Source organism: Streptomyces sp. NPDC059874 (assembly GCF_042731135.1).
GTDB lineage: Bacteria > Actinomycetota > Actinomycetes > Streptomycetales > Streptomycetaceae > Streptomyces.
Genome location: NZ_JBHWJY010000053.1, coordinates 21,157 through 41,153, shown reverse-complemented (window position 1 = coordinate 41,153; position 19,997 = coordinate 21,157). Strand labels below are relative to the sequence as shown.

General features: G+C 73.3%; 18 protein-coding genes. 7 read left to right on the top strand and 11 right to left on the bottom strand.

Annotated features, from left to right (window positions below; translation table 11 throughout):
• Positions 1 to 253: 253 nt before the first annotated feature.
• From ACFV9H_RS26895 to recA, 3 genes are all read right to left on the bottom strand, one after another.
• Entirely contained in the window at positions 254 to 2,803 is a 2,550-nt protein-coding gene (locus tag ACFV9H_RS26895) for an FtsX-like permease family protein (RefSeq protein WP_385402856.1), read from the bottom strand.
• A 90-nt stretch (positions 2,804 to 2,893) separates the two neighbouring features.
• Complete coding sequence (gene recX, locus ACFV9H_RS26890; RefSeq protein ID WP_385402854.1) at positions 2,894 to 3,469, bottom strand: recombination regulator RecX; 576 nt, start codon at positions 3,467 to 3,469, stop codon at positions 2,894 to 2,896.
• A 3-nt stretch (positions 3,470 to 3,472) separates the two neighbouring features.
• Positions 3,473 to 4,582, bottom strand: coding sequence for a recombinase RecA (gene recA, locus ACFV9H_RS26885; protein WP_385402852.1), 1,110 nt, complete (start codon positions 4,580 to 4,582; stop codon positions 3,473 to 3,475).
• 182 nt (positions 4,583 to 4,764) lie between these two features.
• On the opposite strand from recA, the gene ACFV9H_RS26880 reads away from it, so the two are divergent.
• Positions 4,765 to 5,952, top strand: a complete 1,188-nt coding sequence (locus ACFV9H_RS26880; RefSeq protein WP_385402850.1) for a winged helix DNA-binding domain-containing protein — start codon at positions 4,765 to 4,767, stop codon at positions 5,950 to 5,952.
• A 20-nt stretch (positions 5,953 to 5,972) separates the two neighbouring features.
• On the top strand, positions 5,973 to 6,146 hold the full coding sequence (locus ACFV9H_RS26875) for a hypothetical protein (protein WP_385402847.1): 174 nt from the start codon (positions 5,973 to 5,975) through the stop codon (positions 6,144 to 6,146).
• A gap of 11 nt (positions 6,147 to 6,157) precedes the next feature.
• Here ACFV9H_RS26875 and ACFV9H_RS26870 read toward each other — a convergent pair whose 3' ends face one another.
• Positions 6,158 to 6,781, bottom strand: coding sequence for a class I SAM-dependent methyltransferase (locus tag ACFV9H_RS26870; RefSeq protein WP_385402844.1), 624 nt, complete (start codon positions 6,779 to 6,781; stop codon positions 6,158 to 6,160).
• Between the two features lie 113 nt (positions 6,782 to 6,894).
• Here ACFV9H_RS26870 and ACFV9H_RS26865 point away from each other — a divergent pair, with 113 nt between their 5' ends.
• Together ACFV9H_RS26865 and ACFV9H_RS26860 are read left to right on the top strand one after the other, a co-directional pair.
• Positions 6,895 to 7,665, top strand: coding sequence for a hypothetical protein (locus ACFV9H_RS26865; RefSeq protein WP_385402843.1), 771 nt, complete (start codon positions 6,895 to 6,897; stop codon positions 7,663 to 7,665).
• Positions 7,666 to 7,773: 108 nt separating this feature from the next.
• Complete coding sequence (locus ACFV9H_RS26860) at positions 7,774 to 8,532, top strand: Clp protease N-terminal domain-containing protein (RefSeq protein ID WP_385402840.1); 759 nt, start codon at positions 7,774 to 7,776, stop codon at positions 8,530 to 8,532.
• Here the strand turns inward: ACFV9H_RS26860 and ACFV9H_RS26855 are convergent.
• Positions 8,483 to 9,574, bottom strand: coding sequence for an AI-2E family transporter (locus tag ACFV9H_RS26855; protein WP_385402899.1), 1,092 nt, complete (start codon positions 9,572 to 9,574; stop codon positions 8,483 to 8,485). The two genes, ACFV9H_RS26860 and ACFV9H_RS26855, sit on opposite strands and share 50 nt — an antisense overlap.
• 559 nt (positions 9,575 to 10,133) lie before the next feature.
• The gene (locus ACFV9H_RS26850) at positions 10,134 to 10,328 is read right to left on the bottom strand and encodes a DUF3046 domain-containing protein (protein WP_033217375.1); all 195 of its coding nucleotides are present in this window, start codon (positions 10,326 to 10,328) and stop codon (positions 10,134 to 10,136) included.
• Positions 10,329 to 10,409: 81 nt separating this feature from the next.
• On the opposite strand from ACFV9H_RS26850, the gene ACFV9H_RS26845 reads away from it, so the two are divergent.
• Positions 10,410 to 11,378 (top strand): hypothetical protein, encoded by a 969-nt coding sequence (locus ACFV9H_RS26845; RefSeq protein ID WP_385402837.1) that lies wholly within the window; start codon positions 10,410 to 10,412, stop codon positions 11,376 to 11,378.
• Here ACFV9H_RS26845 and ACFV9H_RS26840 read toward each other — a convergent pair.
• The 3 genes from ACFV9H_RS26840 to ACFV9H_RS26830 form a co-directional block, all read right to left on the bottom strand.
• Positions 11,347 to 11,655 (bottom strand): AzlD domain-containing protein, encoded by a 309-nt coding sequence (locus tag ACFV9H_RS26840; RefSeq protein ID WP_385402897.1) that lies wholly within the window; start codon positions 11,653 to 11,655, stop codon positions 11,347 to 11,349. The genes ACFV9H_RS26845 and ACFV9H_RS26840 overlap by 32 nt on opposite strands.
• Positions 11,656 to 11,660: 5 nt before the next feature.
• A complete protein-coding gene (locus tag ACFV9H_RS26835) occupies positions 11,661 to 12,305 on the bottom strand; it encodes an AzlC family ABC transporter permease (RefSeq protein WP_385402894.1) in 645 nt (214 codons plus the stop codon).
• Between the two features lie 90 nt (positions 12,306 to 12,395).
• On the bottom strand, positions 12,396 to 13,319 hold the full coding sequence (locus ACFV9H_RS26830; protein ID WP_385402834.1) for an AraC family transcriptional regulator: 924 nt from the start codon (positions 13,317 to 13,319) through the stop codon (positions 12,396 to 12,398).
• 80 nt (positions 13,320 to 13,399) lie between these two features.
• Here ACFV9H_RS26830 and ACFV9H_RS26825 point away from each other — a divergent pair, with 80 nt between their 5' ends.
• Both ACFV9H_RS26825 and ACFV9H_RS26820 read left to right on the top strand, forming a co-directional pair.
• Entirely contained in the window at positions 13,400 to 17,989 is a 4,590-nt protein-coding gene (locus ACFV9H_RS26825; protein WP_385402832.1) for an ATP-dependent helicase, read from the top strand.
• A gap of 166 nt (positions 17,990 to 18,155) precedes the next feature.
• A complete protein-coding gene (locus ACFV9H_RS26820) occupies positions 18,156 to 18,818 on the top strand; it encodes a hypothetical protein (protein ID WP_385402829.1) in 663 nt (220 codons plus the stop codon).
• A gap of 58 nt (positions 18,819 to 18,876) precedes the next feature.
• Here ACFV9H_RS26820 and ACFV9H_RS26815 read toward each other — a convergent pair whose 3' ends face one another.
• On the bottom strand, positions 18,877 to 19,584 hold the full coding sequence (locus tag ACFV9H_RS26815; protein ID WP_385402826.1) for an NADPH-dependent F420 reductase: 708 nt from the start codon (positions 19,582 to 19,584) through the stop codon (positions 18,877 to 18,879).
• Positions 19,581 to 19,982, bottom strand: a complete 402-nt coding sequence (locus ACFV9H_RS26810; protein WP_385402824.1) for a VOC family protein — start codon at positions 19,980 to 19,982, stop codon at positions 19,581 to 19,583. The genes ACFV9H_RS26815 and ACFV9H_RS26810 overlap by 4 nt, the downstream gene beginning before the upstream one ends.
• Positions 19,983 to 19,997 lie beyond the last annotated feature (15 nt).

Genomic DNA, 19,997 nt, shown 5'->3' with positions numbered 1-19,997 from the left:
CCGACGCTCGGGGGCGGGTGCGGGAACGGGTGCGGGTGCGGGAACGGGTGCGGGTGCGGGAACGGGTGCGGGTGCCGCTGCGCGGAGCCGGTCCCCTACCCGCCCTTCCACCGTTCCCCGGGCTCCGCCCGAACCCGCGCCTCAAACGCCGGCGAGGCTGGAATTGCCGCTGCGCGGCAACCCAGCCTCCGTAGGCGGACGGCATCGGCCAAATCCAGCCCCGCCGGCGTTTGAGGCGCGGGGGCCCGGGGGCCTACGCCTTGGACGTGGCCACGTCCACCGGTCGCACCCGGAGCGCCACCCGGCCCGGGAGGGCAGTGGCCGCCAGGGCCAGCAGCCCGGCCACGCCCACGACCACCGCGTACGCCACCGGCAGCACGGCCGGCGCCGCCACCCCCGTCATGCCCACGCTGAACGCGGTGAGCACGGCCAGCGCGATCCCCGATCCCAGCACCGCCCCGATCAGGACCACCGCGACCGCCTCCGCCCGCAGCATCCGCAGCACTTGGCGGCGCTTCGCTCCCGCGAGCCGCAGCATCGCGAACTCCCTCACCCGTTCGGCGGTCGACATCGCCAGCGTGTTGGCCACCGCGATCGCCGTGAAGGCCAGCACCAGCCCCATCGCCAGCAGGTTGATCTCCGCCCCGGCGTCCTGCCGCTCGGCCCGTACCTCGTCGGCGGCCGCCGCGGACAGCACCTGTACCCCGGGGAACCCTTGCACCGCCGCGGCGAGCCGCTCGGCTCCGGCCCCCGCCCCCGGCTCCGTCGCCACCAGCACGCTGCTCGCGAGCGGGTTGTCCACGTGCGCGGCCACCAACCCGTGCGGCAGCGTCAGGTCCCCGAAGCCGAGCCCCCGCCCGTACACGGCGGTGACCTTCAGCGTGACCGGGGTCCCGTCGCCCAGCGTCAGCTTCAGCGGGCTGCCCGGCTTCAGGCCGAGCTGATCGGCGGCGAGTTCACTCACCGCCGCGTCGCCCTCGCCGAAGCCGGCCAGGCTGCCGCCGGTGACCCGGGGGTCCCAGGTGCGGGTCAGGCCGTCCGGGGTCACGCCCTGTGCGGCGTACTTCGCCAGGCCGACCCGTACGGAGGTGTGCACGATCTCGGTGGCCGCCGCGACCCCGGGCGTACGCCGGACCGCCGCGGCTGTCTCCGGCGTGATGCCCGGCCCCCGCGCGGCCAGCACCCACTCGGCCCGGACCCCTTCGCGGGCCTGCGTCCGGGCCGCGTCCCCGAGGGTCGGGGTGATGAAGAGCACGGTGCAGGTCATGCCGACCAGCAGGGCGAGCGGTGTGACGGCGGAGGCCATCCGGGTGGCGTTGCCGCGCAGGTTCGCGGTGGCCAGGTGGCCGCCGGCGCCGGCCAGCCGCAGCGGACCGGCGAGCAGCGCGGTGGCACCTCGTACGAGCAGCGGCCCGAGCAGGGAGACCGCCCCGGCCAGGACCACCACGGCCAGGAAGGTCACCGGGGTCGAGGCCGGCTCGGTGCGCAGCGAGCCGAGCACGACGACCAGCACCGCGCCGCCGGCCAGCAGGAGCAGGCCGAAGGCGGTCCGGAGCCGGCGCGGTCGCCCCTGCTCGACGGCGGCTTCGGCGAGCGCTTCGGCGGGGCGGATCCTGGCGATGCGCCGTCCGGTGATGCGCGCGGCGGCCCAGGCGCCGAGCAGGCTCGCCCCGACGGCGGCGAACATCGGGAAGATTCCGGCGGTGCGCTCCAGGGTGGCGGGGACGACCCCGCTGTCGACGAACCGGCCGTACAGCCAGGCGGCGAGCGGCAATCCGGCGAAGGCACCGGCGATCCCGGCGGCCAGACCGACGAGCAGGGCCTCGCGTCCGATCAGCTGCCGCAGTTGGCGGGGCGTGGCGGCGATGGCCCGCAGCAGGGCGAGCTCGCGGTAGCGCTGCTGGACGGAGAGGGAGAAGGTGCCGACGACCACGAGGATCGCGACGAGGAGCGAGGTGCCGCCCATCGCGCCGCCCATGGAAACCAGCTTGATCCGGGCTCCGGCCGCGTCGAGGAACTCCACGGGACCGCGCTCGTCCCCGGTGCTGACCTGCGCTCCGGTACCCCGCAGGGCCTGCTCGACCCGTCCGGCCAGCTCACCGGCGTTGACGCCGGGCGCGGGCAGTACCCCGATCGCGCTGACCTGTCCGTCGCGGGCGGCGAGCCGCTGTGCCTCGGCGTCGCTGAAGAAGAGCGCGCTCTGCCGGCCGAGGTCCCCGTGGGCACTGGTCGCGATCCCGCTGACCTGGTACGTCTTCGGCTCGCCGGTGGACTGCACCGTGAGCTCGGAGCCGGGCTTCAGCCCGGCGCGGGCGGCCAGCGCACGGTCGACGACGACCTCACCGCCGCTCTGCGGGGCGCGGCCCTCCGCGAGCGTGAAGGGGGTGAGCGCGGCGGAGGTCCAGGCGTGCCCGTACGAGGGCTTCGGCTCGCCCGGGGCTCCAACCAGTGGGACGGCCTGGAAGGTGAGCTCGGGCACGGCCCGCTCGACTCCGGGCACGGCGCGGACCGTGTCCACGGTGCCGGCCAGCAGCCAGGCCCGTTCGGCGACGGGCTTGGCCTTGTGCTTCGTCTTCGTCTTGCCCTTCTTCTCCTTGACCGTGGTCTCGTGGACGTTCTGGTCGGCGGAGACGAGGACCGGCGTGGCCGCGTAGCGCTCGGTGCCGATCTTCCCGCGGAGTCCCGTTTCCAGGAGGGTGCCGCAGGCGGTGACGAGGGCGGCCGCACACAGGAGCGCGACGAAGGCACCGAGGAAACCGGCTTTGCGGTCCCTGATGGTCTGAAGGGCGTAACGCAGCATCATGCCGTCAACTCTGCCGCCGGGCCCGCCTCCTGACATTGGCGTACCCCGGCGTCCGCACCCGGGGGCTACCCCCACCCCGGGCGCCCCGGCTCACTCCCCCGGGTACCCCGGTTCGTCGGCGTCGTCGGCGTCCTGGCCTTCCGCCTCCAGCGCACGGCGGACCACCCGCAGGGCCATGCCCTCCGGGTATCCCTTGCGGGCGAGCATCCCGGCGAGGCGCCGGATCCGCTTGTCGCGCTCCAGCCCCCGGGTGGCGCGGAGCTTGCGCTCCACGAGCTCCCGGGCGGTCTCCTCTTCCTGCTCGGAGTCCAGCAGCTCCAGGGCCTCCTCCACGAGGGTGGCGTGCACCCCCTTGGTCCGGAGCTCCTGGGCGAGCGCCCGGCGGGCCAGGCCCCGGCCGCGGTGCCTGGATTCGACCCAAGCCCCGGCGAAGGCGGCGTCGTCGATCAGGCCCACCTCCTCGTACCGGGAGAGGACCTGCTGTGACACCTCCTCGGGGATGCCCCGCTTGTGCAGGGCGTCCGCGAGCTGGCGGCGGGTGCGCGGGCTCCCGGTGAGCAGGCGCAGGCAGATGGCCCGCGCCTGCTCCTCGGGGCTCTGGGGCGGCAGTTCCTGACGGCCTTCACGGCCGCCTCGGCTCCCGCCGCCCCTTTCCTGCTCCCGCACGGGTCAGCTCTTGGACGCGGCGGCCTTGGCCGTCGTCTTGGCCTTCGTCGCGGGCGCGGGCACGGCTGCCGCGGCGTCGGCCGGCGCTGCCGCCGACTCGTCGGCCGCGGCGTCCTTGCGTACGCCCACGCCCAGCTTCTCCTTGATCTTCCGCTCGATCTCGTTGGCGAGATCCGGGTTGTCCTTCAGGAAGTTGCGGGCGTTCTCCTTGCCCTGGCCCAGCTGGTCGCCCTCGTACGTGTACCAGGCACCGGCCTTGCGCACGAAGCCGTGCTCCACGCCCATGTCGATCAGGCCGCCCTCACGGCTGATGCCCTGGCCGTAGAGGATGTCGAACTCGGCCTGCTTGAACGGCGGCGCGACCTTGTTCTTGACGACCTTGACGCGGGTGCGGTTGCCGACCGCGTCCGTGCCGTCCTTCAGGGTCTCGATGCGGCGGATGTCGAGACGCACGGAGGCGTAGAACTTCAGCGCGCGGCCACCGGTGGTGGTCTCCGGCGAGCCGAACATCACACCGATCTTCTCGCGGAGCTGGTTGATGAAGATCGCGGTGGTCTTGGACTGGTTGAGCGCACCGGTGATCTTGCGGAGGGCCTGGCTCATCAGACGGGCCTGGAGACCCACGTGCGAGTCGCCCATCTCACCCTCGATCTCCGCGCGCGGCACGAGGGCCGCCACGGAGTCGATGACGATGAGGTCGAGGGCGCCGGAGCGGACGAGCATGTCCACGATCTCCAGCGCCTGCTCGCCGGTGTCCGGCTGCGACAGGATGAGGTTGTCGGTGTCGACGCCGAGGGCCTTCGCGTACTCGGGGTCGAGCGCGTGCTCGGCGTCCACGAAGGCGACGGTGCCGCCGGCCTTCTGCGCGTTGGCCACGGCGTGCAGGGTCAGGGTCGTCTTACCGGAGGACTCCGGCCCGTACACCTCGATCACGCGGCCGCGGGGCAGCCCGCCGACGCCGAGCGCGATGTCCAGCGCGGTCGACCCGGTCGGGATGACCTCGATGGGGTCGTTCGGCTTGTCGCCGAGGCGCATGACCGCACCCTTGCCGAATTGCCGTTCAATCTGTGCGAGCGCGGCGTCGAGAGCCTTCTCGCGGTCGGTGCCTGCCATGGGTTCCACCCGGTTTGCTTGAGTCGATCGCTTCACGCCATTGACGCTAATGCCTGCCACTGACAATGCGCCTCCACGACCGGTTCGGCTGTGGATAACCCATCAGAATGGATGTTCGATTTCCCTGTCAAGCGCGCCACGCCCGCACCGCCGAACGGCGCCACAGGGCAGAATCCAGGCCTGTGATCATCAGCGCGCGCGAACTCAACCGAGCCACCCTCAGCCGCCAGCTGCTGCTGGAACGTGAGCCGCTGACCGTCCCCGACGGGCTGCGGCGCGTGGTCGCCCTCCAGGCTCAACACCCCGCCTCGCCGTACGTCGCCCTGTGGAACAGGCTCGCCGGATTCGATCCGGCCGGGCTCGACGCCGCCTTCGCCGGGCGGTCGGTGGTCAAGGCGACCCTGATGCGGATCACGCTGCACGCCGTGCACGCCGGGGACTACCCGGATTTCCGCGCGGCGGTGCAGCCCACGCTGTACGGTGCCCGGCTCGGCGGCCGCTTCGCGGCCGCGGGGCTGACCCCGGCGGACGCCCACGCGCTCGTGCCGGACCTGCTGGCCTTCGCCCGCCGGCCCCGGACCTCGGCGGAGATGCAGGCCTGGGCCGAGGAACGGGTCGGCGCCGAGAAGAAGGACGCGGCGTGGTGGGGGCTGAAGGGGTACGCCGCGCTGCACCACGCCCCGACGGACGCGCCGTGGTCATTCGGTCCCCGACCGTCCTTCATCGCGGCCGGACCCGAAGCGGCGGTCGGCACCCCCGGCACCCCCGCAACCGCCGCAACCGCCGGAACCGGCGCCGTGCCGGCGGCCCGGACGGTGGACCCGCACGCCCTGCGCGCCCTGATCCTGCGGTATCTGGCGGGGTTCGGCCCCGCCTCCGTCGCGGACGTGGCCCAGTTCGCCATGGTGCAGCGAGCCCCCGTCCGCACGGCGCTGCGCGCCCTGGACGGCGCCGTCGAGGAGCTGCGGGGGCCGGACGGCGACACGCTGTACGACCTTCCGGGCGCCTCCCGGCCGCCCGCCGAGACCCCCGCCCCGCCCCGGCTCATGGCCATGTGGGACAGCGTCCTGCTGGCCTACGCCGACCGCAGCCGGGTGATACCCCCGGCCTACCGCCCCCTGGTGATCCGGCGCAACGGCGACGTACTGCCGACCCTGCTGGTGGACGGGCACGTCGCCGGCGTGTGGCGCCCGACGGAAGACGGCGTCGAGGCCACGGCGTTCCACCCGCTCCGGCCCTCCGTCTGGGACGGACTCGCCGAGGAGGCGCGGTCCCTGACGGCCTTCCTCGGGGGCCGCGAGACGGCGGTCTACAGCCGCTACCACCATTGGTGGGCAAAGCTCCCGGCGTCCGAGGTACGGATGCTGTGACCCGTACATACGATCATCGGATGACGGATCCCCTTCACCCGACCAAGCCCCGCCCCGGGGACCGGATCGCCGCGCTGTCGCCCTCCGCCGGCCTGCCCCGCCCTCTTCCCCCGGCCGACCCGCAACTCGTGGTCCCCGTCGGGGGGCGCGTCCGGGTGGACGGCCCGGCGCGCCGGATCTTCGTCACCTACTGAGCCGGCGGCGGTCAGAGGGAGATCGCGGTGCCGAGGGAGTCCGCGGCCAGGAACTTCGGCGCGCCCTTCTCGTAGAAGACGTCGAGCGCCGTGATCGTGAATCCCGCCGCCGTCAGCATGTCGGCGGGCTGCCGGGTGAGGTGACACCCGCCGAAGAGCCGCTTGTTGAGCGGTTCGAGCCGTCGCTGGCGGCGGCGCACGCTCCAGTCGCCTTCCGGGGCGAGGCCGTGTTCGACGAAGTGCAGGGTCCCCCCGGGCTTCAGTACGCGTCGCAGCTCCCGCAGGGCGGCTCCCGGGTCCGGGATGGTGCACAGGGTCCAGGTAGAGAGGGCCGCGTCGAAGCTGTCGTCCTCGAAGGGCAGCGACTGGCCGTCCAGGCCGGCCCGTCGCACCGGGACGGGTGAGGCTCTCACGCGGTCGGCGGCGAGCTTCCACCCGAGGTCGGAGGGCTCGATCGCGGCCACGCTCGTGACCTCCGGCGGGTAGAAGGGGACGTTGTGCCCCGTGCCGAAGCCGATCTCGACGACCTCGCCCCGCAGACCCTCGCAGACCCGGCGCCGCAACGGTTTGGCCACCTTGGCCCCGCAGGCGAGGTTCACGATCCGCGGCACGATCCGGTCGGTGTAGAACCCCATCTCGACCTCCGTGTCTCGCTCTCAGCATGGCACCGCGGGGCCCCGGATGCCCGCCGCCGCCGCGCGTCCCGCACAATCGTGGATTCGACACGATCTCGAGGGGACGGCAGTACGTGAACAGGGTGGGGGACGGAAGGACGCGCCGTACGGCGGCGGTCGCGCTCGGCGTGGCGGCGGTGCTGGCGGGCGCCGCGGCATGCGGCGGCGCGGGCGGCCAGGCGAACAAGGACGGCAAGGACGGCAAGGCGCCGACCTCCGCGAGCCCGAGCGCGAGCGCTTCCTCGGGCGGTCCCGCGGGGCCGAGCGTCGAGCGGCTCAAGGCGATGGCGCTCGCCGCGGGCGAGAAGGCGGGGCGGTTCGAGGCCGAGGAACCGATCCTGGACGAGCCGATGAGCGACCTCTACGACGTCGAGCCCGCGGTGTGCGGGCCGCTGACCAGCCTTCACAAGGCCGGCCACACGGCCCAGGCGTACGCCAAGACCGGGGTGCCCGGTGAGTGGCAGGCGGTCGATACCGAGATCCTGCTCCGCTCCTACAAGGACGGCGGCGCGGCCTCGGCGATGAAGAGCCTGGCCGAGGCGGGCCGGCAGTGCGCGGGTGGATACACCGAGGAGCGCCTGGCCGTGTCGGCGAAGGTCCTCACGGTGGAGCCGGTCAAGGCTCCCGCGCTCGGCGACGAGGCGCTCGCCTTCCGCATCGTGACGCAGGACGTGAAGGACAAGGAGATCAAGCTCTACGACTACCTGACGGTGATCCGCTCCGGATCGGTGACCCTCTCCTTCCGGTCGGACGTCATCGACACGAAGGACTTCGGCGGGGTGCCGGATGAAGTGGTGACGGCCCAGTGGGAGAAGTTCTCGAAGGCCGGGGGCGCGGGCTCGTAGCGGCCACCGGATCGGCGCGTGGGTGGAGATACACGGCACGGAGGTCGACACCACCGGGTGACAACCAAGGGTTGACAGTCATTTGACTGTCAACCTACGGTTGCATCCATGACGAACCCTTCGGTGGAACCCGTTCGCATGACCAATCCGGTACGCCTCGACGACCTGATCGAGGCCGTCAAGAAGGTCCACACGGACACCCTGGAGCAGCTCAGCGACGCCGTCGTCGCCGCCGAGCACCTCGGTGACGTGGCCGATCACCTCATCGGTCACTTCGTCGACCAGGCCCGCCGCTCCGGGGCCTCCTGGACCGACATCGGCCGCAGCATGGGCGTCACCCGCCAGGCCGCCCAGAAGCGCTTCGTCCCCAAGCCCGACAAGGAGGGCGACGGCGGCCTCGACCCGAACGCGGGCTTCGGCCGGTTCACCCCCCGCGCCCGCAACGTCGTCATGACGGCCCAGAACGAGGCCCGCGCCGCCGGCGGCGTCGAGATCCGCACCGAGCACCTGGTCCTGGGCCTGCTGGCCGAGCCCGAGGGGCTCGCGTCCTTCGCCCTGCGTGCCCAGGGCATCGCGGCGGATGACGTACGCGCCGCCGTGACGGCCGTACTGCCCCCGGCCCAGGCGGAGGTCCCCGAGCTCATCCCGTTCGACGCGTCCGCGAAGAAGGCGCTGGAGCTCACCTTCCGGGAGGCCCTGCGGCTGGGTCACTCGTACGTCGGCACCGAGCACGTCCTGCTCGCGCTCCTGGAGCAGGAGAACGGCGAGGGCCTGCTCAGCGGCCTCGGCGTGGACAAGGACGCCGTCGAGTCGACCGTCAGCGAAGCCTTGGCATCCGTACTCGGCGGCGCCCCGGACGGGCAGTAGAGGCGGCCGCGTCCTCCGTCAGCTCGTACCTCTTCACGTACGCGCCGAGGAAGGCCTGCAGCGTGGCGACCGCCGGGATCGCGATGAGCGCCCCCACCGCGCCCAGCAGGGCGGTGCCGGCGATGACCGATCCGAAGGCCACCGCCGGATGGATGTCCACGGTCTTCGAGGTCAGCTTCGGCTGGAGGACGTAGTTCTCGAACTGCTGGTAGATCACCACGAATCCCAGGACGTACAGCGCGTACCAGGGGTTGACGGTGAAGGCGATCAGCATCGGCAGCGCGCCCGCGAGATAGGTGCCGATGGTGGGGATGAACTGGGAGACCAGCCCCACCCACACGGCGAGCGCGGGCGCGTACGGCACCCCGAGGAACACGAGCACGACGTAGTGCGCGACACCGGAGATCAGCGCCATCAGCCCGCGCGAGTAGAGGTAGCCGCCGGTCTTGGCGACGGCGATCTCCCAGGCGCGCAGCACCTCGGACTGCTTCGCGGGCGGCAGTACGGAACACAGCGCGTGCCGTAGCCGGGGTCCGTCGGCGGCGAAGTAGAAGGAGAACAGCCCGATCGTCAGCAGCTTGAACAGTCCGCCGAGCACGGTGGCGGACACGTCGAGCACGCCGGTCGCGCTGTTCTGCACGTACTTGCGCAGCCAGTCGGAGCGCAGCAGGCTCTCCTGGATCTCCAGCCGGGAGAACTCGGTGCGGAAGGTGGAGTTGATCGAGTCGATCACCGAGTCGAGGTAGCGCGGGAAGCCCTCCACCATCTCGATGATCTGCCCGGCGAGCATCGAGCCGAGCAGCGTGAGGAATCCCGCGGTCGCGACGAGCACCCCGAGGAACACCAGGAAGGTGGCGAACCCGCGGCGCATGCCGCGGGCCGCCATCCGGGACACGGCGGGTTCGATCGCGAGCGCGAGGAAGAACGCGATCAGGATGTTGACGAGCAGCCCGATCAGCTGGTGGAAGGCCCAACTGCCGAGCTGGAAACAGGCGACGAGGGCCAGTACGAGGACCACCGCGCGCGGCAGCCAACGCGGCATCCGCGTGTCGCCTCCGGCGGGGGTGGCAGCGGCCGGCGGACTCCCGGTGCCGCCGGGCCCACCCTGCGGGCCGACACCGGCCGGGTCCTCGACGCCACCGGGGCTCCCGGCCCCGCCGGGCCCACGCTGAGGCCCTACGCGGACCGGGCCGTCGCCGCCGGGGCTCGGGGACCCCGTGGAGGGGGTGGCGCCGGCCGGATCGGGATCCGGACCCGTCGATCGTCCGCCCGGCGGCGCGTCCCGGGCATCGGTGGTCGGGTCGGTCGTCGTCTCATCACTGGCTGCCACGCCGCCAAGTCTGTCCCACCGGCGCCCCGTACCGCGAAGCGGTGCCCGAGGCCTGCCCGCGGCCACGTGCCCGGGCCCCGGAGCGGCGTCCCGCGCCCGCGCGCCGGGCCCGCGCCCATGCGCCGGGCCGCGCCGACGACGACCGGCACCTGCCGGGTCAGTGGGCAGGGCCCGGCCGCACCCGGCCCGGCGTCACGGCGCAAGCAGTAGCCGGCAGGACCCCGGCCCGCGCGGCGGACAGCGCGGGCGCACCCGGCCGAGTCGCGCCGCGTTACCGCAGCGACGCCGGTACGTCCATCGCCGAACACACCGCGCGCCACACGTCCTTGGTCTCCCAGCCCGCGTCCAGCGCCTGGTGGACGGTGCGCCCGCCCAGCTCCGTCATGACGTGGTCCCGCGCGAAGGAGTCGGCGTAGCCCGCACCGAAGTGCTCCGCCATCCGCTCCCAGAAAATCGTCAACCGCATGCCCCCAGTATCCCGCCCCGGGAGAGTGCACCGCCCGTGTTCGGCCCTCCTCCGCCCCGTAGTGCGTCCTACGTTGCACGCATGCCCGGAGACGAAGCTTCCCCGCTGATCTCGCCGACCTCACTCGCCCGCGCCGAGCAGTTCATCTGGCTCACGGCCCGGGTCCTGGAGCAGCGGCGGTTCGCGTTCCACTTCCTCGGCGGGGACGCCGACGCGGTGGACACCGCACTCGGCTCGTACCTGAACGGTGACGGCGGCTACGGCCACGCGCTCGACCCCGATCTGCGCGGCCCGCTCAGCCAGCCCCTGCACACCGCACACGCGCTGCGGGTGCTGGACGGCCTGGGCCGCTGCGCCGGCCAGCGCATCGAGCGGCTGTGCCGCCACCTGACCCGGGTCTCCACCCCGGACGGCGCGCTTCCGGTGGTCTTCCCGACCCCGCGCGGCTACCCCGCGGCCCCCTACCACCCGATGCACGACGATCCGCCCGGCGAGCTGCTGACCACGGGGCCGGTGGTCGGGGTACTGCACCGCAACCGGGTCTGGCACGCCTGGCTGTTCCGGGCCACGGACTTCTGCTGGGACCGGGTCGAGAGCCTGCGCCAAGCGCATCCGTACGAGGTCCAGGGCGCGGTGGCCTTCCTCGACGGTGCTCCCGACCGGTCCCGCGCGGCGGCGGCCGCCGACCGGCTCGGGCGGCTGGTGCGCGAGCGGCGGCTCGCCGTGCTCGACCCGGGTCGGCGCGAGGAGTACCCGCCCGCGCCCGGCTACGCGCCCGGCGAGCAGCTGTTCCCGCACGATTACGCGCGGCGGCCGGAGTCCCTGGCCCGGAGCTGGTTCACCGACGAGGAGATGCGCCGCTCGCTGGACTTCCTGGCGGCCGAGCAGCAGCCGGACGGGGGGTGGCCGGTGCACCGCAGGGCCTGGGCGCCGGGCAGCTCGCTGGAGCGGCGGCCGATCGCCACCCTGGAGGCCCTGCTCACGCTGCGGGCGTACGGCCGCCTGGCCGCGCCCGGAGCTACCCGCCCAGGGCCCGTACGCCCGCGGTGACGACGACCGCGGCCGCGACGACGAGGAGGAACGGGGCCCGCAGCAGGAGTGCGACCCCGGCGGCGGCGAGCCCGGCGGCCCGCGCGTCGAGGACGAGCTCGTGCCCGGTGCTGAAGGTCTGCTGGGCGGTGAGCGCGGCGAGCAGCGCGACCGGCAGCAGCGCGGAGAGCCGGCGCACCAGGGGCCGCTCCAGGGCCCCGGCGGGGACGAGGAGCCCGGCGAGCTTGACCGCGTAGCAGCCGACGACGGTGACCCCGATGGCGATCCAGACGTTCATGCCGTTCACGAGCGGCGTCCCTTCATCCACAGCACGACGGGCGCGGCCAGGGCCGCGATCAGCACGGGCACCCCGGCGGGCAGCACGGGCAGGAATCCCAGCCCCAGGACGAGCGCGAGGGCGGCGACGGCCCGCTCGGTGGCGGTCTTCAGCATCGGCGCGAGCAGGGCCAGGAACACGGCGGGCCCGGCGGCGTCCAGCCCCCACGCCTCGGTGTCCCCGATGGCCTCGGCGCCGAGCGCGCCGAGCAGGGTGGTGAGGTTCCACAGCACGTAGAGGGTGATGCCGGTGACGGCGAACCCGAGCCGGGCGGACTTTCGGCCGTCCTGGGCGAGTGCGACGGCGGTGGTCTCGTCGATCACCCAGTGCGCGGCGAAGGGCCGTACGGCCCGGGGCAGCGCGAGCAGCTGCGAGAGGCGCAGCCCGTAGAAGGCGTTCCGGGTCCCGAGGAAGAAGGCCCCGGCGGCGGCGGTGAACGGGTTCCCGCCCGCGGCCAGTGCTCCGACCAGCGCGAACTGGGAGGCCCCGGTGAAGACGAGCAGGCTCAGCGCGCAGGCCTGGAGGGTGCTGATCCCGGCCCCGGCGGCGGTCACCCCGAAGGCGAACCCGGAGAGCCCGACGGCCACCCCGACCCCGAGCGAGTCCCTGATGACGGCCGCGCGCGGCCGCCGCCCGTCGGGCGCTGGTGTTTCTCGTGTCTCCGGCTCCGTGACCGTCCGCTGCTTTCCCACGCCCCGAAACTATGCGGGGCCCGGTCGGGCCGTCTTGTACGTTCTTGCGCGCGCGGGGGGTCGGTTCCGCCGGGGCACGGGGTCGCCGAGCAGCCCGGCCGGCTCGGCCCGTTCCCGGCGGTAGGCCCCCGGTGGGACCCCCACGATCCGGGTGAAGTGCCTGTTCAGGTGTGGCTGGTCGGTGAAGCCGACCGCGACGGCCGCATCCGCCGGCGGGGTGCCCGTGTCGAGGAGCCGGCGGGCCCGGCGGACCCGGGCGTCGGTGAGCCAGGTGTGCGGCGGCATCCCGTACCGCTCTCGGAAGGCCCGCAGGAGGGCGAACGGGCTCGTGCCCAGTTCCGCCGCGAGCTGCTCGAGCGACGGCGGATCGGCCATCCGCTCCTCCAGCACGGCACGGGCCGCGGCCGCGTCGGCGCCTCCCGCGCCGCGGACCGTACGGGCGGGCAGCGGTCCGGCGTGCCGGGTCAGCATCCGGGCCACCACGCCGCGCAGCAGGGTGTCGGCGGCCAGCGCGTTCCCGGCCTCGGCCGCCCGGTGCACCTCGGTGATCGCCCGCGCGCCCTGCTCGTCGGCGACCATGTCGGCGGTGAAGCCGGGGGTCCCGCGCAGGCTGCCGATCTCGGCGGCGACCTCGGTGATCAGCTCGCGGGAGGGGTAGAGGGTGGCGTACGCCCAGCCTTCGGGCACCCCCGCGCGCGCGGTGTGCGGCACCTCGGGATTGATCAGGACGACGCTGCCCGGCCCGGCGCGCACGACGCCGCCCGGGAGGCCGATCTCCTCGATGCCGCCGGTGACGGCCGCGATGACGTACCCGTCGTGCGCGTGGCGCGGGAAGGTGTGGCGTACGTAGTGGGCGCGCAGCAGGTCCAGCCCGGGCAGCTCCGGGTACCGCCAGTGCCTGGCCCACTCCCGGCGCCCCTCGTCCGTCCCCATCTCCCCATTCTGCGCCCCGTCGCCGACCCTCGTTTGCCCAGGTCCGGCCCGTTGTCAGTGGCGGGGTGCACGATGGGGGCATGGCCGGCTCCGCGCTCGATTCGTTCTCCCCCGCGACCCGTTCCTGGTTCACGGGGGCCTTCGTCACGCCCACCTCCGCCCAGGAGGGCGCCTGGCGGGCCATCTCGGAGGGTTCGGACGTGCTCGTCGTCGCGCCCACCGGCTCCGGCAAGACCCTGGCCGCCTTCCTGGCGGCCCTGGACCAGCTCGCCTCGACCCCGCCGCCCGCGGAGCCGAGGAAGCGCTGCCGCGTCCTGTACGTGTCCCCGCTGAAGGCCCTGGCCGTGGACGTGGAGCGGAATCTGCGCAGTCCGCTGACCGGGATCCGCCAGGAGTCGGTACGCCTCGGCCTGCCCGAGCCGGAGATCCGGGTCGGGATCCGCTCCGGCGACACCCCGCCCGCCGAGCGCCGGGCACTGGCGACCCGCCCGCCGGACATCCTGATCACCACGCCCGAGTCGCTGTTCCTGATGCTGACCTCGGCGGCGCGCGAGGCCCTCGCCGGGATCGAGACGGTGATCCTGGACGAGGTCCACGCCGTCGCCGGGACGAAGCGCGGGGCGCACCTCGCGCTCTCCCTGGAGCGGCTCGACGAGCTGCTGCCGCGTCCGGCCCGCCGGATCGGGCTGTCAGCGACGGTCCGGCCGGTGGACGAGGTGGCCCGGTACCTCGCGCCGCGCGGCAAGGTCGGGATCGTCCAGCCGCCGTCCACCAAGGAGTTCGACCTGTCGGTGGTCGTTCCGGTGCAGGACATGGGCGAGTTGGGCGGCTCTCCCGCGAGTGAGGGCAAGGAGGGTGGGGACAAGCCGTCGATCTGGCCGCATGTGGAGGAGCGCATCGCGGACCTTGTGCAGGCGCACCGGTCGACGATCGTGTTCGCGAACTCCCGCCGCCTCGCCGAGCGGCTGTGCAACCGGCTCAACGAGATCGCGTACGAGCGCGCCGTGGGCGAGCGCCTTCCCGAGGGGCGGCCCCCGGCCGAGATCATGGCGCAGTCGGGCGCCGCGCAGGGCGCGCCGCCGCTGCTGGCCCGGGCGCACCACGGCTCGGTGTCCAAGGAGCAGCGGGCGCTGGTGGAGGAGGACCTCAAGGCGGGCCGGCTGCCCGCCGTCGTCGCCACCTCCAGTCTCGAGCTGGGCATCGACATGGGCGCGGTGGACCTGGTGGTGCAGGTGGAGTCCCCGCCGTCGGTGGCCTCCGGGCTCCAGCGGGTGGGCCGGGCCGGGCACCAGGTGGGCGCGGTCTCCACCGGCGTCGTCTTCCCCAAGTACCGGGGCGATCTCGTCCAGGCTGCCGTGGTCACCGAGCGGATGCGTACCGGCTCGATCGAATCCCTGCGCATCCCTTCCAATCCGCTCGACGTCCTCGCCCAGCAGTTGGTCGCGATGACCGCGATGGACACCTGGCAGCTGGACGACCTGCTCGCCCTGGTGCGCCGGGCCGCTCCCTTCGCGGCGCTGCCGGAATCGGCGTTCACGGCCGTGTTGGACATGCTGGCGGGCCGCTATCCGTCGGACGCTTTCGCCGAGCTCAGACCCCGCGTGGTGTGGGACCGGGTCGCGGGGACGATCACCGGCCGGCCGGGGGCCCAGCGCCTCGCGGTCACGTCCGGCGGCACCATCCCGGACCGGGGGCTCTTCGGGGTCTTCCTCGCGGGCTCGGACCCGAAGAAGGGCGGCGGCCGGGTCGGCGAGCTCGATGAGGAGATGGTGTACGAGTCCCGCGTCGGGGACGTCTTCACCCTGGGCACCACCTCCTGGCGGATCGAGGACATCACCCGTGACCGGGTCCTGGTCACCCCCGCCCCCGGCGTGCCGGGCCGGCTGCCGTTCTGGAAGGGCGACCAGCTGGGCCGCCCGCTCGAACTGGGCCGCGCGGTCGGCGCGTTCCTGCGCGAGCTCGGGGGCCTGACCGACGAGGACGCGAGGCTGCGCCTGCTGGCGGCCGGCCTGGACGCCTGGGCCGCGGAGAACGTGTTGGCGTATCTGACCGAGCAGCGCGAGGCCTGCGGGCACGTGCCGGACGACCGGACCATCGTGGTGGAGCGCTTCCGCGACGAGCTCGGCGACTGGCGGGTCGTCGTCCACTCCCCCTTCGGCGCGCAGGTGCACGCCCCCTGGGCGCTGGCGCTGGGCGCCCGCCTCGCCGAGAAGTACGGCATGGACGCGCAGGTGATGCACGCCGACGACGGCATCGTGCTCCGCCTCCCGGACGCGGACCTGCTGTCGATGGACCTCCTGGATCACGATCCGACGAAGGCGCCCGCCTTCGAGTTCGATGACGAGCAGGCCCCGCTGGGCGCCGCCGACGTCGCCTTCGACCACGGCGAGGTCAACCAGATCGTCACCGACCAGGTGGGCGGTTCCGCCCTGTTCGCCTCCCGCTTCCGTGAGTGCGCGGCGCGCGCCCTGCTGTTGCCGCGCCGCAGTCCCGGCAAGCGCACGCCCTTGTGGCAGCAGCGCCAGCGCGCGTCCCAACTGCTTCAGGTGGCCTCGGAGTTCGGCTCGTTCCCGATCGTGCTGGAAGCCGTACGCGAATGCCTCCAGGACGTTTTCGACGTCCCCGGCCTGACCGAGCTGATGGGTGACATCGAGGCGCGCCGGGTCCGGCTGGTGGAGGTCACCACCCCGGAGCCCTCTCCCTTCGCCCGTTCCCTGCTCTTCGGGTACGTCGCCCAGTTCCTCTACGAGGGAGACTCGCCCCTCGCCGAGCGCAGGGCGGCGGCGCTGTCGCTTGATTCCCGGCTGCTGGCCGAGCTCCTCGGCCAGGCGGAGCTGCGCGAGCTGCTCGACGAACAGGTGCTGGAGGAGCTGGAGCGGGAGCTCCAGTGGCTCACCGAGGAGCGGCGGGCCAAGGACGCCGAGTCGGTGGCCGACCTGCTGCGGTTGCTGGGCCCGCTGACGGACGTCGAGCTGGCCGAGCGCGGCGCGGATCCGGGCTGGGCCCCGGGCCTGGCCTCGGCCCGCCGCGCGATCCGGGTCCGGATCGGCGGCGCCGACCACTGGGCGGCCATCGAGGACGCGGGCCGACTGCGGGACGCGTTGGGCACGGCGCTGCCGGTGGGCGTCCCGGAGGCCTTCACCGAGCCGGTCAAGGATCCGCTGGGCGACCTCCTGGCGCGGTACGCGCGCACCCACGGCCCGTTCACCACGGCCGCCGTCGCCGCCCGCTTCGGCCTGGGCCCGGCGGTGACCGAGGGCGCCCTGAACCGGCTCGCGGCCGCCGGCCGGGTGGTGCAGGGCGAGTTCCATCCGGCGGGCATCGGCCAGGAGTGGTGCGATGCGACGGTGCTGCGCAGGCTGCGGCGCCGCTCGCTGGCCGCGCTGCGGCAGGAGGTGGAGCCCGTCCCGCCGACCTCGCTGGCCACTTTCCTTCCGCAGTGGCAGCACCTGGGCGGAGCCCTGCGCGGCATCGACGGCCTGGCCCGGGCGGTCGAGCAGCTCCAGGGCGCCCCGGTTCCGGCGTCCGCACTGGAGCGCCTGATCCTCCCGTCGCGGGTGGCCGGGTACTCGCCGGGCCTGCTGGACGAGTTGACCACCACCGGCGAGGTGGTCTGGGCGGGCGCCGGGGCCCTCCCCGGCAAGGACGGCTGGATCTCGCTCTACCTGGCGGACGCGGCCCCGATGCTCCTGCCGCCGCCGCACCCGCTGGAGTTGGGCCCCCTGCACCAGGCGGTTCTGGACGCCCTGGCCGGCGGGTACGGGCTGTTCTTCCGTCAGCTCACGCAGGCCGTCCGCGCCGGCCATCCCGAGGCCTCGGACCTGGAGCTCTCCTCGGCCGTCTGGGACCTGGCCTGGTCGGGCCGGCTCACCAACGACACCCTGGCCCCGCTGCGTTCCCTGCTGGGCTCGGGTCGCACCGCGGGCTCGACCGCCCACCGAGCGCGGCGGACGGTGCCCCGCGGCCGGTACGGCACGCTGAGCGCGACGGTGTCCCGTACGGGCCCGCCCACGGTCTCGGGCCGCTGGTCACTGCTGCCGTCCCACGCTCCCGACCCCACGCACCGCGCCCACGCCCTGGCCCGTACCCTGCTGGACCGCCACGGGGTGGTGACCCGGGGCGCGGTGGCGGCGGAAGGCGTCGAAGGGGGCTTCAGCGCGGTCTACCGCATCCTGTCGGCCTTCGAGGACAGCGGGCAGGCCCGGCGGGGCTATGTGGTCGAGGGGCTGGGCGCGGCCCAGTTCGCGATGGACGGCGCGGTGGACCGGCTCCGGGCCGCCGAGCGCACCCCGCCCCCGCTGGCGGCGGTGGTCCTGGCCGCGGCCGACCCGGCGAACGCGTACGGTGCGGCGCTGCCCTGGCCGGAGCCGCCGGCCGGGGCCACGCACAAGCCGGGTCGCAAGGCGGGCTCCCTGGTGGTCCTGGTCGACGGCGAGCTGACCCTGTATCTGGAGCGCGGCGGCAAGACCCTCCTGGCCTGGCCGGAGGCTGCCGATCCCCGCCTGGCGGCGGCCGTGGCGGCCCTCGCCGCGGCCTCCCGCGCGGGCACCCTCCCGGCGCTCACGGTCGAGCGGATCAACGCGGCGGCGTCGCTGACGTCACCGCTCGGCCCCGCTCTGGAGTCGGCCGGTTTCCACGCCACCCCGAGGGGCCTGCGCCTGCGCTCATGACGGGTTGCGACTGCGCCGAACGGGTACCGACTGTTCCGCGCATGTCCTGGGCATGTCACAGGACCGTCGTCGACCGCCTCTGAGCTGGAACACGCGCTTACTCATCCCTTATCAAGATCCTCACACGCATCGGATCGGCGATGCACCGTCATGGGGGAGAAGAAGAGTGAGCAGCATCGGCATGCGCAGGACCACCCTTGCCACGGTCGGCCTGGCGGTCGTCGGCACCATGGTCCTGACCGGCTGCAAGAACGGCAACGAGGACCCGGCCCCGGCCCAGCCGACCGCGTCCGCCACGGGCAGCCCCAGTGCCCCGGCGAGCCCCTCGGCCGCCGGCAGCGAGGCTCCCGCCGGAGCGCCCGGCATGGCGAAGTCCGGCCAGACCTTCAAGATCGGCGAGAGCGCGCAGATCCCGTTCGAGTACACCAAGGACACGAAGGGCGAGATCGCGCTCACCGTCATCGCGATCGAGCAGGGCAACCCCGCCGACCTGGACCCGCTGAAGCTCGGCGACAAGGTGAACGGCAAGGTCCCGTACTACATCCGGTACACGATCAAGAACATCGGCACCACCGACCTGTCGTACTCCTCGGTCGGCCACATCAAGGGCCTGCTCGGGGACGGCACCGAGGCCCAAGGCCTGTCGATCATCGGCAAGTTCGAGAAGTGCCCGCACGAGTCGCTGCCGAAGGGGTTCATCAACGGCCAGACGCAGACCGGTTGCGCGGTGGCCCTCGCCCCGTCGGCTCAGACGAAGGTCGCCGCGGCCGAGTACTGGGGCAACCCGTACAACATCTCGACCAACTCCAAGGGCCTCGTCTGGAAGTGACGTTCCCACCACGGAGCCCCTGCGAAGCCCGCCCGTCGCAGGGGCTCCCGCCTTTCCGTCAGCGCATCACCTTGACGCCGAAGCGGGCGCCGCCGAGCGCGAACTGGATCGCGCTGTGCATGTGGGAGTACATCTCCATGCCGCGCGAGCAGACGAGCGGACCGAGGTCGAGGACGTCCTGCCAGCCGTAGGACCGCAGCAGGGCGGTGACCTCCGCCTTGGCGTCGTCGTGGTCGCCCGCGACGAACATCGTGTGGTCGCCGCCGGCCACGGCCTTCGGGTTGACGGCCGTCTCCTGCTCCTGCGTGACGCACGCCTTCACCACCTTGGCCTGCGGGAGGGCGCGTTGGATCCGCTCCCCCAGACTGTCGTGGTCCACCGGGTCCAGAGCGGGCATCACCCCCCAGGGGGTGGGCCATGGGTGGGCCTGCTCGGGGTTGTAGACGAACGGAACGGCGTAGTCCATCAGGGTCTTGCCGGCCAGGTGCTCACCGATCCCGCTGAGCACGCGCACGGCGTTGGCACCGTCGATCCCGTTGATGACGAAGTCCGCCGCCGCCGCGGCCTCGTCGAAGTTCCTGAGCTTGATGCCCGGATAGTCGGCGGCCCACTGCCCGAAGGGATCGATGCCCATGAAGTCGGGTTCGGTGCGGCCGAGGGTGACCTGGGAGTCCCGGGTGCCGACGTACACCTCGTGACCGAGTTCCAGCAGGCGGGCCGCGTGCGCGCGACCTCCGCCGCCGGTGCCGAGGACTGCGACCTTCATGCCGATGCTCCGCTCTTGTCGGACTCGCACAGGAACCACTCATTGCCCCAGGGGTCTTCGAAGACCGCGACCTTGACCGGCCCGGTCTGCCGCGCGGGAGCGGCGACCTTGCCGCCCTGCCGCTCGACCTCCGCGAGGGTGGCCTCGATGTCCTCGGTCCCCAGGAACGGGACCGCCTTCCCGGTCTTCCAGAACTTCGACAGATCACCGGACTGCGGGTTCCCCTCCCACATCAGCCCGACCTGGCTGCCGCCCTCACCGGTCCCCATGATCGGGTAACCCGGAATGTCCACTTCCACGGTCCAACCGAAGGTCTGGGTGTAGAAGCGCCGGGCTTCGTCGTGCGCGTCCTGCGGGACGGTGACGTCCACCAGGTTCAGCGGGTGTGCGCTGGCCATGCTCTCTCCTCGTTT